Source organism: Kitasatospora sp. NPDC002543, assembly GCF_053594915.1.
The window spans coordinates 31,105-41,019 of the sequence record NZ_JBSFWR010000081.1 but is presented as its reverse complement, the minus strand read 5'-3'; the positions used below and the strand labels follow the sequence as shown (position 1 = coordinate 41,019).

Here is a 9,915-nt window from a genome sequence, read left to right as displayed (position 1 = left end):
TTTGGCACGCTGTTGAGTTCTCAAGGAACGGACGCTTCCTTCGGACCGCCTTCCAGCGGACCCTCCGGGCTTCGTTCTTTCGTGTTTCCAGCTTACCAGATGCTTTCCGCTCCGTTGACCGGGGCTTTTCGCTTCCGACTTGCCGGTGTCTTCCAGCGCTTGGCGCCCTGTCCGACGTTTCAAACAGTAGCCGATCTCCGCTTCCGAAAGCGAATCCGGCCGCAATCCAATAAAACGAACATGCCACATACAGACCGGGCCGCATCCGCACATGGCGGATTCGCCCCGGCCCGAGCCGGGAAATGGCGTTTCAGAGGATTGGCCGCCCCGGGACCGTCCGCGCCGTTGCGTGTCCGGTGCTCCCAGTCGAGCGACTGGGAGACAGTACTCCTCCTCGGCCCCCGAGACAAACGCCCACGTCACGCCCCGGTGCCGCCGACCGGGCGGCACCGGGGCGTGCGGGACGACTACCTGAAGAGGCGGTCGCCGGCGGCGGCCATGCGGTGGGTCCCGCTGTGGCGGTTCACCCAGTCCCGGACGAGGTTGACGGCATTGGCGCACTGCCAGCTGTTGTCGTACTCGCGGACGCCGGTGAAGGCGCCGTAGCCGGCGATGATGCCGTCCACCTGGGCGTCGCCGAGCAGCTTGTCGACGTACCACGGGTCGTTGTAGGTGGTCGTCCAGGAGAGGGTGGCCGCGAGCCGTCCGGCGGCCCGGTCGGCCGCTCCCTTCTTCAGCTCCGCACAGGTGTTGTAGGTGGCCTCCGTGCAGTTGCCGAAGCCCTTGGTGATGTCGCTGTCCCCGTAGTCCATGGCCCGGCGGCCGTTGGGGAATCCGGCGCCGGACTTGGCGAAGGCGCTCTGCACCTGGTCGCGGGTGCCGGTGGTGGTGATGCCCTCCAGCGGGCCGAGCTTGCCCTCCAGGCTCTTCCAGCCGCGGCCGTTGACGTCCGGGGTGCTGCCGCCGTGGTACTCGTAGAAGCCGTAGAGCACCTGGATGCCGGCGGCCGTCAGCCGTTGGGCCTTGTCGCGCAGTCCGGCGACGCTGCAGCTGCGGTTGGGCTCCTCGCCGCAGTAGTTGGGGTCCTTGATGTCCAGCCAGACCAACGACAGCCGGCGGCCCGCGTCGGCGTTCGAGACGATGCGGTCGAGCATGCTGTCGAAGCTGGGGCCGAGCCGGTTCTCGCCGGCCGAGGAGCAGTCGTGGTAGGCGCGCCACTCGTTGGGGTTCCACCAGGCGCAGACGTCGATCTCGATGGCGTTGGCACCGTGGTTGATCGCGGCGTCCACGCCGTCCAGGGTGTCGACCCGGTGGGCGATGGCGTAGACGGGGTGGCGCTGGTCGGCGGCCGCGGCCGGGGTGGTGCCTATCGTGGTGGCCCCGACGATCCCGCACAGCGTCGCCGTCAGGGCCGACAGCGTCCGTACGTGCGCGCCGCGCCCGTGGTGAGTCGTCAAGAGGTGCTCCTTCTCGCTCGCGCCCTGTTGTCCGTGCTCCGACAAGCGATATCACCAACTATGCGTTGCCGTACGGCAAATGGGCGATGGACGGTGCTTCGCCCCGGGTCGGCGACCGGTCCGGGACGGCCGGATCCGGCGGGTGGGAATCGACCTGGTGTCCGCGGGGACACCGACAAGGACCACCCCTCGTCGAACAGGCGGTCGTCTCCTCCGACCCCAGGCACCTCACCCTGCTCACCGTTCCGGTGAGTTCCCCCGCTGTCGAATCCGTACTCGAACCCAAGCCGGGGGCCCGATGCCCGTTCCCGCCATTTCTTCGTACACACAGCTACCCGCCGCCACGGCGTGAAATTCTGAACTCCCGCCGAGGGAACGGGCCGACGAAGCCGAAGCACCGGCGCCGACTCCGCCCCTCCCACGGCTCCGTTCACCCGGAAGTGCGCTACCGAAGGAGACGCCATGTCCGTCGTTCGCAGGCTCCTGCTCACGGCCGCGGTCCTCACCGCCACCGTGGTCGTCGTCCCCACCTCCTCCGCCCAGCCCCTCGCCCCCTCCACCACCCACACCGCCGGCACCGCCCCGCTCGCCCGCCAGCCCAGCTTCCACGCCTTCAACGACACCGGTTTCTCGGGCGCGGACCGCTGGTTCTCCGGCAACGACGGGGCGTGCACCTACGTCGGGGACAACTGGAACGACCAGATCCGCTCCGCCCGTACCGAGGGGGGTGACTGGGTGGAGCTGTGGGACAACTACGACTGCACCGGGGGGTCGATCACCATCGACCGCACCGGGTACAACAGCATCGGCGCCTGGGTCAGCGCCTACCGCGCCCACCTCGGGTAGCACCCTCCGGCCGGGGAGGCCGGGTCAGCCCGCTGTCCCGGTCTCCCCGGCCGCCCGCTCCGGCTGGTGGCCGAGCGGGCGGCGAACGCCAGGGCCGACCGGGAGGGGCCTACCGCCTCGGACCGGCCACGGCGTACAGCGCGCCGCCGACCACCAGCAGCGCCACCGCGGCCCAGGTGGACGCCGCCGTGCCGGCGGGATACGTCATCCAACCGACCGCCTTCCCCACGATGGTGGGCGGCAGCGGAGGGACGAGGACGGTGAACGCGAGCCAGCCGGTCGGCAGCGTCCAGGCGAGCTGCGCCCCGCAGAGCGCCGCGCCGAGCGCGGCCAGGCCGACCAGGCCCGCGCTGTCCCGGACGACGACCTCGGTGGGGGCGAACGTCGGGCCCACCGCCTGCACCGCCAGCAGCGCGGCCCCGGCGACCGCGCCGACCAGCACGGCGTGCGCCGCCCTGCGGGGCGCCCACCGGATCGCGGCCGTCCGGTCCAGCGCGAGGTCCTGCCCACCGAACCCGACGGAGCCGGCCGCCACGCCCGCGGCGAGCACGAAGAACGCGGTCGGATCCATCGCCTCCCTCGCGCCCGTACCGTCTTCCCGGGTGAGGGCCCACACCGCCGACGCGACGAGGGCGACGGCGGCGGCCGACGTGGGCACCTGTCGTGAACGCGCGTACAGCAGCAGCCACCTCACCGCGCCGCACCCCCCGTCGGCACCTCGCGCAGCCTCGCCGTGCAGGAGAGGGCCGCGGTGCGCAGCTCGGCGATCCACGAGCGCTGCTCGGCCGGCGCCAGCCCGTTCAGCTCCCGCCAGGCGGCGTCGGCGGCCGCCCAGGTCCTGCGCGAGTACTCGTCGGCGGCCCTCTCCGCCATCGGCCGGAGGTCGGGGTCGCCGAGGGCCCAGCTCACGGCGATGCTCTGGAGGGCGACGTCGTCCTGTCCCCCGCCCTCCCGGGCGGTGCGGGCGTGGCAGCTCGGCGCCAGTCCCTGGGCGACCAGCGCACGGGTCAGGCCCTCGCCGCTCGCGTCGATAAACAGCTGCTCGTCGAAGTCGACGAGCACCGCGTCGGCGGGGAGTGCGCGGGGATCGCCGAGGGCGCGCAGCGCGGTGTCCTCCCGTACCGAGGTCGGCGCCCGGTCGCCGAGGACGTCGTGCAGCACGCTCAGCGCCTCCCGGCCGCGCGGCGCGAGCTCGGCCAGGTGCGACCGGCTCGCCTCCGTCACGCACACCGGTCCGTCGCAGGCCGGGGCGGCAGCGGCCCGGTCGACGACGTAGGCGTCACGCGCGGCGGCCGGCAGGATCAGCAGGGCCACGGCCGCGCAGCCCAGGGCGGGAGCCGTCGCGAGCAGCCGGGCCCGCCGGGTGGCGGCCGCCAGCAGCGCGAAGCCGGTGGCGAGCAGTCCGAGCAGCCAGATCGTCTGGCCGAGGTGGACGGAGCCGGAGAGGGTCAGCAGCATCTGCCGCGGGTCCGCGGTCACCGGGGACAGCAGGCCGAGCCGGTTCGACGTCCTGCTCTCCGGCACCACCCCTTCGATCCCCACCCGCAGCAGGTTCGTCGCCACGAGGCAGGCCACCACCAGGGCCGGCGGGGTGAGGACGGAGGGCAGCGCCCGGGCCGCTCCCATGGCGAACACGGCGGCCGCGACGAGGCCCAGGACCGCCACCAGCGAGATCGGCAGCCAGCCGAGGCCCGCGTAGGTGGTCGGGCCGAACGCCACCTGCGCTCCGCCCACCACGACGAGGAGGCCGAAGCCCACCGCCAGCGCGAGCGCGAGCGCACCGGCCGGCAGCGCCGCGCGGCGCCAGGCCGGCAGCGGTGTGGTCGTCAGCAGTTCGGTCATCCGCGAGCGGGGTTCACGCAGCCCGTACACCGCCCCGATGCCGACCACGAGCGGCAGCCAGAAGCTCAGCAGGTAGCGGGTCCACATGGCCATGGTGGTCCACTGGGCCGTCCACCCCGCGGTGCCCCTCCACCAGATGCCGTCGATCAGGAAGAGGACCGCCAGGCTGCCGGCCAGGACGACGGCTCCGGCCCACGGGGCGGCCGAGCGCTTCAGCTCGGTGCGCAGGACACGTCCGTTCACCAGGCTCCCCCCTGCCGGCCGGAGTCGCGCAGCAGGGCCGAGTAGCCGCGTTCCAGGGGGCTGTCGCCCGGGTGCTCGGGGCCGCCGGCCGCGGCCAGGTCCTCCGGTGTGCCCTGGAAGACGAGGCGGCCGTCGGCGAAGAGCACCACGTCGGAGCAGGCGGCCGCGACGTCCTCGACCAGGTGGGTGGAGACCACCACGCAGGTGTCGCGGCCCAGTTCCTGGAGCAGTTCGCGGAAGCGCAGCCGCTGCGCCGGGTCCAGGCCGGCCGTCGGCTCGTCGAGCAGCAGCACCGCCGGGTCGTTGACGATGGCCTGGGCGATGCCGGCCCGGCGCACCATGCCGCCGGACAGGGTCTTCATCCGGTGGTCGGCGCGGTCCGCCAGCCCGACCCGTTCCACGGCCCGTTGGACGGCCCCGGGGACGTCCGCCTTCGGGACCTCCTTCAGCCAGGCCATGTACTCGACGAACTCGCGTACCGTGAACCGCTTGTAGTAGCCGAAGTCCTGCGGGAGGTAGCCGATCCGGCGGCGCAGGGCCCGCTGGTCGCCCATCCCGCCCAAGGGGGCGCCGAGCAGTTCCAGTTCGCCCTCGGTGGGGCGCAGCACCGTGGCCAGCGTCCGGATCAGGGTGGTCTTGCCCGCCCCGTTGGGCCCCAGGAGGCCGTGGGCGCCGATGCCGAGGGAGAGGTCGAGGCCGTCGACGGCCATCTTCTTCCGGCCGACCCGCACCCTCAGGCCGGCGGCCCGGATCTCCCAGGCGTAGGTCTTCGGCGCGGTGTCGGCCACGCTCGTCATGCGTGTCATGCGGTGGTTCCTTTCGATGGTGGACAGGGGTTTCACAGCGTCGAGTACGCGTTCCTGCGGGCGATCACGGCGCCGGCACCGAGCGCCAGGAGCAGCGCCCACGCGGGCAGCCAGTCCGGCTGCAGGGCCAGTTGGAGGAAGGAGGGGACCCGGCCGACGACCGACACGGGCACCACGACGGCGACACCCCACCCGGCCACCAGGCCGGCGGCGGCACGGGTCACGCCGACCACGCTGCCCAGCGCCAGGGCGGTGGAGGTGAAGGCGAGGGAGGGCAGCAGCCACTGCGCGACCGTCGTGGCCCCGGTCAGCCATCCCCCCAGCAGGAGCGCGGGCAGGACCACCACGAGGACCGAGGTGGTGCGCCTGAGCAGCAGGGGCAGGCCGGCCCGGGCGGTCGAGGCGGTCAGTTCGTGGGCCGGGTCCAGGCCTGCCGACCAGGACGCGGCGACACCGCACAGCGGCAGCACCGGCGCGATCAGCGACACCGGCGAGGAGGCGCCGAAGACGTCCGCCGGTGCGAGCGCGTCCAGCAGCAGCGCCGCCAGGGTGACGACGGCGGTCATGGCCAGCCACGGGGTCATGACCGGTGTCAGCCAGGACGACACCCACCGCGGACGGTGCCGCCGCGAGGCCACCGGGACCGCCGCGTCCAGTCGGGGTTCCAGGCCGGCCCGGACGGTGTCGAGGAGCGCGGCGACGTCGGGCGCCTCGACGGCGACGGAGGCCGCCAGCCGGCTCCGGCAGGGCGCGCAGGACTCCAGGTGGGCTTCCAGTGCCCACACCGTGTCCGCGGCCATCGCCACGTCTCCGCGCGCGTAGTCGTCGATCAGCCGCCTCGACGCGTGTTCCCCGGTCATGCCAATGCCTCCCGCATCGCGATCCGGGCCCGGCGGGCACGGGTCTTGACCGTGCCTTCGGGCAGTCTGAGCAGGACGGCGGTCTCCCGGACGGAGAGCCCGTCGAGCACGGTGGCCTGCAGGACCTCCCGGAGTTCCGGCGCCAGTCGCCGCAGGGCGTCGCCGACGTCCCCGCCGACGGTGCCGGCGAGGGCCTCCTCCTCCGCCGCGGGCACCACCGTCCGTTCGGCGGCGGCCGCGGGCGGCTCCGCGTGGTGGGCGCGGCGCCGGAAGGCGTCGACGAGGCGGCGTGCCGCGATCGTCCACAGCCATCCGACGGCCGTCCCGCCCACGGCGCTGCCGGCGAACGCGCCGGCGGCGCGCCACACGGCCAGGTAGGTCTCCTGCATGACCTCGGCGACGATCTGCTCGTCGGCGCAGCGGCGGCGCAACCGCACCGCCAGCCACGGCGACGTGCGCCGGTACAGCTCGTCGAACGCCGCGCGGTCACCCCTGGCCACCAGCCTGAGGAGGCGCTCCTCGTCGAGCTCGTCCAGTGTTCTCCTGCGTGATCTCACACCAGCCAGACGCCCGCCGCGGCGTCCGGGTTCTGCGTTCGGCGTGACCTGCGTCACAGTCGGTCGGGGCGGCCGGCCCCGGTCGCCGACCGGCGTTCCGGCAGGTGGCCCGGCCGGCGCCGGCACCGCCGGTAGGGTGGTGGATCGTGGCCAGTCGTAAAACGTCGATCATGGAAGCAGCGGCGCGGGTGATCGCGCGGCGCGGGGTGCGCGGACTGCGGGTGGAGGAGCTCGCGGCCGAGGCGGGCGTGTCCACCGCGCTGATCTACTACCACTTCAAGGACCGCACGGGGATCCTCCGGCAGACGCTGGAGTTCATCAACGACCGGGCGGAGCGGTACACGACCGAGCGCGCCGCGGACGCCCCGCCGCTGACGCCCCGTGAGGAGCTGGAGCAGACCCTGCTGCTGGAGCTCCAGGACACCGCCGAGGTGCGGGAGAACAGCACCGCCTGGGGTGAGCTGCGGGCGAGCGCGGTGTTCGACGAGACGCTGCGCGAGGACCTGGCGCGGGCCACCCGGATCTGGGTGCAGGAGGTCGCGGAACTGCTCGGCGGGGTGCGGCCGATGGCCTCGGCGGTCGCGCTGGCCGGGGCGGCGGAGCGGTTGACGGCGCTGCTGGAGGGGCTGAGTACGCGTTGGCTCAGCGGCAGCCTGCCGCTGGCGCACGCCCGCTCGCTGCTGACCGACGCGATCGACGCCGAGGTGGCCCGGCTCGGGTCCTGATCCCCGCGGGCCCGGCCCCGTTCGGGGGGGGCGTCACGCCGCGCAGGACACCCGTCAAGGATGCGTCAAGGCATGCCGACGAGTTTGACTGACTTTTCAGTCAGTGCGAGCCTGGGCCGCAGGCAGGGCGTTGCCACCGGGACCGCCCCGTGGTGCGCCGCCGCGTCGCGGCGCGAAGAGTGGAACCGACGGCCGACGCCCTGCCCGGCACCGTCGCACGATCAGGAGACCCTCATGACCCACTACCGCGATGACCGTTCCACCGGGCCGTACCCCTGGGTGCCGGCGGACGACGTCCCGCACGCGCGGACCTGGATGTCCTGGCCGTCCCGCCGAGGCGTGTGGGGGCTGCGCCTGGGCGGCGTCCAGGAGGACATCGCCCTGATCGCCCGCACGATCGCCGAGTTCGAGCCGGTGGTGATGTGCGCCCCCGACGACTGGACGGCCGGCAAGGCGCAGTCCCGGTGCGGCTCCGGCGTGGAGGTGATCACGGCCATCCCCACCGACGACCTGTGGATGCGCGACACCGCCCCGGTGTTCCGCCGGGACGGCCACGGCGGCCTGGACGCCGTGATCCTCAACTTCAACGGCTGGGGCAACAAGCAGGTGCACCACGACGACGCCCGGGTCGCCGAGCGCCTCGCCGCCCGCCGCGGCCTGCGCCACACCTACGCGGACTTCGTCGGCGAGGGCGGCGCGATCGAGACCGACGGCGACGGCACGGTGATGGCCACCGAGAGCAGCCTGGTCAACAAGAACCGCAACCGCGGCATGAGCCGGGACGAGATCGAGGAGGCCGTCCTGGAGGCCTACGGTGCCGACACCATGATCTGGCTGCCGGGCATCAAGGGCCAGGACATCACCGACGACCACGTGGACGTCACCTCCCGGTTCGTCCGCCCCGGGGTCGTGATGGTCCAGCTGCCGCCGGCGGACCGCGACGACGACTGGGCGCGGGACGCCCGCGAGCAGTTCGCCCTCCTGTCCGCCGCGACCGACGCCCGGGGCCGGCGCCTCCAGGTCGTCCCGGTGCACGGCCCGGACACCGTCCGCTCCCGCAGCTCCAAGTTCGTCGACTCCTACCTCAACTTCCACCTCGTCAACGGAGGCGTCATCACCGCCCAGTTCGGCGACGCGTACAAGGACGCCGCCGCCAGGGACGCGCTCGCCGCGGCGTTCCCCGGCCGCGAGGTGGTCCAGCTCGACGTCGACCGCCTGATGGCCGGGGGCGGCGGCATCCACTGCTCGACCATGCACGAGCCGCTGCCGTAGCCACCGGCGTCCCGCCGCCGGGGCCGTACCGCGGCCCTCCCCTCCACCGCACCGACCACCAGCCGGAGTACCCGCATGTCCACTGACCTGTCCCGCCGCACCCTGATGCGCCGCCTCGCCGGTGTCGGCGCCGGAGTCGGCGCCCTCGCCCTCGGCCTCACCGCCTGCGACCCCAACGACATCGAGGGCCCGGGCGGCGCCGTGCCGCCCACCCGGCCCGGCGGCACCCCCGGGGTGCGCCGCTTCGGCGCCGAGTGGGAGAAGCACCTGCGCACCGTGATGTCCTGGCCCGCCTCGGAGAACGTCTGGGGCGACCAGCTCGCGGACGTCCGCAGGGACGTGGCCGGCCTGGCCCAGGCGATCGCGGCGCGCGAACCGGTCGTCCTGATGGCCCGCCCCGAGCAGAAGGACGCCGCCCAGAAGGCCTGCGGCTCGGCCGTCGAGGTGGTGCCGATCGCCGTCGACGACCTGTGGGCCCGGGACACCCTGCCGGTGTTCGTCGAGGAGGGCGGCAAGGTCAAGGGCGTCGACTTCAACTTCAACGGCTGGGGCGGCAAGCAGCAGCGCGGCAACGACGCCAAGGTCGCCCGGACGGTGCTGGCCACGTACGGCGTGGAGCGGATCGAGACCCGGCTGGTCGCCGAGGGCGGCTCCTTCGAGACCGACGGACAGGGCACCCTGATGGTGACCGAGAGCTCGGTGGTCAACGACAACCGCAACCCGGGCATGACCCGCGACCAGGTCGAGGCGGAGCTGAAGAGGCTCCTCGGCGTGACGAAGGTGATCTGGCTGGCGGGCGTCCGGGGCAAGGACATCACCGACGCCCACGTCGACTGCCTGACCCGCTTCGCCGCCCCCGGCGTCGTCCTGCTCGACCAGGCCTTCCCCGGCACCCCGCCGGACGTCTGGTCCCGCTCGGCCGACCAGGCGCGCGCCGTCTTCAAGGACGCGACCGACGCCCAGGGGCGGAAGCTCCAGGTGGTCGAGCTCCAGCAGCCGGACCCGGACCGGATCACCGGGCGCGGCGACGCCTTCGTCTCCTCGTACATGAACTTCTACGTCGGCGACAAGGGCGTCTACCTGCCGAAGTTCGGCGACGCCAGGGCCGACGACCGGGCCCGGCAGATCCTGAAGCAGTACTTCCCGGACCGGGAGGTCGTCCAGGTCAAGATCGACGCGATCGCGGCCGGCGGCGGCGGGATCCACTGCGCGACCCACGACATCCCCGCCCTCGGCTGAGGCCCCCGGACGGGCCGGGTCCGGTCGGCGGACCGGACCCGGCCACCTCGCGTCGGGCGGCGGGTCCG

Annotated in this window: 10 protein-coding genes; 4 read left to right on the top strand and 6 right to left on the bottom strand. The window is 73.4% G+C overall.

What is annotated here, in order from left to right; translation table 11 throughout:
• Positions 1 to 467: 467 nt before the first annotated feature.
• Positions 468 to 1,457, bottom strand: coding sequence for a phospholipase (locus ACWD4P_RS28155; RefSeq protein WP_449781542.1), 990 nt, complete (start codon positions 1,455 to 1,457; stop codon positions 468 to 470).
• A gap of 462 nt (positions 1,458 to 1,919) precedes the next feature.
• Between ACWD4P_RS28155 and ACWD4P_RS28150 the strand changes: the two genes are divergently transcribed.
• Complete coding sequence (locus ACWD4P_RS28150; protein WP_359829217.1) at positions 1,920 to 2,303, top strand: peptidase inhibitor family I36 protein; 384 nt, start codon at positions 1,920 to 1,922, stop codon at positions 2,301 to 2,303.
• A 109-nt stretch (positions 2,304 to 2,412) separates the two neighbouring features.
• Here ACWD4P_RS28150 and ACWD4P_RS28145 read toward each other — a convergent pair whose 3' ends face one another.
• From ACWD4P_RS28145 to ACWD4P_RS28125, 5 genes are read right to left on the bottom strand one after another with little or no spacing between them, the layout of a single operon-like run.
• Positions 2,413 to 2,997 (bottom strand): hypothetical protein, encoded by a 585-nt coding sequence (locus ACWD4P_RS28145; protein ID WP_449781541.1) that lies wholly within the window; start codon positions 2,995 to 2,997, stop codon positions 2,413 to 2,415.
• Positions 2,994 to 4,388 (bottom strand): hypothetical protein, encoded by a 1,395-nt coding sequence (locus ACWD4P_RS28140; RefSeq protein ID WP_449781540.1) that lies wholly within the window; start codon positions 4,386 to 4,388, stop codon positions 2,994 to 2,996. Before ACWD4P_RS28140 ends, ACWD4P_RS28145 begins: the two co-directional genes overlap by 4 nt.
• On the bottom strand, positions 4,385 to 5,194 hold the full coding sequence (locus ACWD4P_RS28135) for an ABC transporter ATP-binding protein (protein WP_359829220.1): 810 nt from the start codon (positions 5,192 to 5,194) through the stop codon (positions 4,385 to 4,387). Before ACWD4P_RS28135 ends, ACWD4P_RS28140 begins: the two co-directional genes overlap by 4 nt.
• A gap of 32 nt (positions 5,195 to 5,226) precedes the next feature.
• On the bottom strand, positions 5,227 to 6,054 hold the full coding sequence (locus ACWD4P_RS28130; RefSeq protein WP_359829221.1) for a zf-HC2 domain-containing protein: 828 nt from the start codon (positions 6,052 to 6,054) through the stop codon (positions 5,227 to 5,229).
• Positions 6,051 to 6,611 carry an RNA polymerase sigma factor gene (locus ACWD4P_RS28125; protein ID WP_359829222.1) on the bottom strand — a complete coding sequence of 187 codons (561 nt, stop codon included), beginning with the start codon at positions 6,609 to 6,611 and terminating at the stop codon, positions 6,051 to 6,053. Before ACWD4P_RS28125 ends, ACWD4P_RS28130 begins: the two co-directional genes overlap by 4 nt.
• Positions 6,612 to 6,781: 170 nt before the next feature.
• On the opposite strand from ACWD4P_RS28125, the gene ACWD4P_RS28120 reads away from it, so the two are divergent.
• The 3 genes from ACWD4P_RS28120 (at position 6,782) to ACWD4P_RS28110 (ending at position 9,847) form a co-directional block, all read left to right on the top strand.
• The gene (locus ACWD4P_RS28120; protein ID WP_449781539.1) at positions 6,782 to 7,336 is read left to right on the top strand and encodes a TetR/AcrR family transcriptional regulator; all 555 of its coding nucleotides are present in this window, start codon (positions 6,782 to 6,784) and stop codon (positions 7,334 to 7,336) included.
• A gap of 234 nt (positions 7,337 to 7,570) precedes the next feature.
• Positions 7,571 to 8,608, top strand: coding sequence for an agmatine deiminase family protein (locus ACWD4P_RS28115; RefSeq protein ID WP_449781538.1), 1,038 nt, complete (start codon positions 7,571 to 7,573; stop codon positions 8,606 to 8,608).
• A gap of 75 nt (positions 8,609 to 8,683) precedes the next feature.
• Positions 8,684 to 9,847, top strand: a complete 1,164-nt coding sequence (locus ACWD4P_RS28110) for an agmatine deiminase family protein (protein WP_359829225.1) — start codon at positions 8,684 to 8,686, stop codon at positions 9,845 to 9,847.
• The last annotated feature ends 68 nt before the right edge of the window (positions 9,848 to 9,915 follow it).